The sequence below is a fragment of the Stenotrophomonas sp. PS02298 genome, assembly GCF_029959445.1.
Classification (GTDB): Bacteria; Pseudomonadota; Gammaproteobacteria; order Xanthomonadales; family Xanthomonadaceae; genus Stenotrophomonas.
This window is the reverse complement of the sequence record NZ_JASCOR010000321.1, coordinates 1-1,234: the sequence shown is the minus strand read 5'-3', so window position 1 is coordinate 1,234 and position 1,234 is coordinate 1. Positions and strand designations below refer to the sequence as shown.

Here is a 1,234-nt window from a genome sequence, read left to right as displayed (position 1 = left end):
TGAATCGCCCAGGATTTCGTAGACACCTCGCAGCCATAAACTATGGCTTACGCGGAGGTGGTTATGAGTACGAAGCGTTACACGGATGAGTTCAAGATCGAGGCGGTTCGGCAGATTGTCGAGTACGGTCGACCGGTAGCTGAGGTTGCTGAGCGACTAGGTGTGTCGGTCCATAGCTTGTACGGGTGGAGACGTCAGCACGGCCAGGGAGAGGTGGGGCGTCGCGTTGAGCAGGATCAGAACGCCGAGGTTCGCCGGCTTAAGGCTGAGTTGCGTCGCGTCACTGAAGAGCGAGACATCCTAAAAAAAGCCGCCGCGTACTTTGCCAAGGGGTAAGAGCAAAGTACGCCTTCATGAAGCTCCATGCGGATCAGTTCGGATTGGCAGCCATGTGCCGGGTACTGAGTGTCCATCGCAGCGGTTACTACGCTTGGCTACGAGGTCCGATAAGCCACCGCGAGCGGGATGACCAACGACTGCTTGGACTGATCAAACACAGCTGGCTTGAGAGTGGCTCGGTCTACGGACATCGCAAGGTCACTTCGGATCTCCGCGAGCTAGGGGAGACGTGCAGCCGACATCGCGTAGCGCGATTGATGAAGAGCGAAGGACTTCGGGCCATGGTTGGCTATGGCCGTAAGCCACGACCCCTGAGTGGACCAGTGGGGTCAGTAGCAAAGAACGTCTTGGCGCGCGGTTTCAAAGTATGTGAGCCGAATCGCGCATGGGTAACGGACATTACCTACATCCGAACCTACGACGGCTTCATGTACTTAGCCGTTGTGCTGGACCTGTTCTCACGCCAGGTGGTGGGCTGGGCGACGCGCCCCACGCAGCACACCGATTTGGTGCTGCAAGCGCTGCTCGCTGCGGTGTGGAGGCGCAAACCCGATCCAGGTTTGCTTCTGCACTCTGACCAAGGAACGCAGTTCACCAGCGAAGACTGGCAGTGCTTCCTGCGTGAGCACGACATCGTATGCAGCATGAGCCGGCGAGGAAATTGCCACGACAACGCAGCAATGGAGAGCTTCTTCCAGCTATTGAAACGCGAACGCATTAAGCGGCGGATCTACAGCAATCACGACGAGGCACGCGCAGATGTCTTCCAGTACATCGAGATGTTTTACAACCCGACACGGCGACACGGTTCCAATGGCGGCCTGTCCCCGATAGAGTTTGAACGGCAGTACGCACTAAACGGCTGAAGAGTGTCTACAAAAGCCTGGGCGATTCA

1 protein-coding gene is annotated in these 1,234 nt (G+C 57.2%); it reads left to right on the top strand.

All coding sequences use genetic code 11. The annotated features are described in order from the left end of the window. Window positions 1-63: 63 nt before the first annotated feature. Window positions 64-1,205, top strand: a protein-coding gene (locus QMX78_RS21425; RefSeq protein WP_282273475.1) for an IS3 family transposase whose coding sequence is annotated in 2 segments (ribosomal slippage) — window positions 64-301 and window positions 301-1,205 — 1,143 coding nt in all. Because the reading frame shifts where the segments join, the coding sequence is not laid out codon by codon here. The last annotated feature ends 29 nt before the right edge of the window (window positions 1,206-1,234 follow it).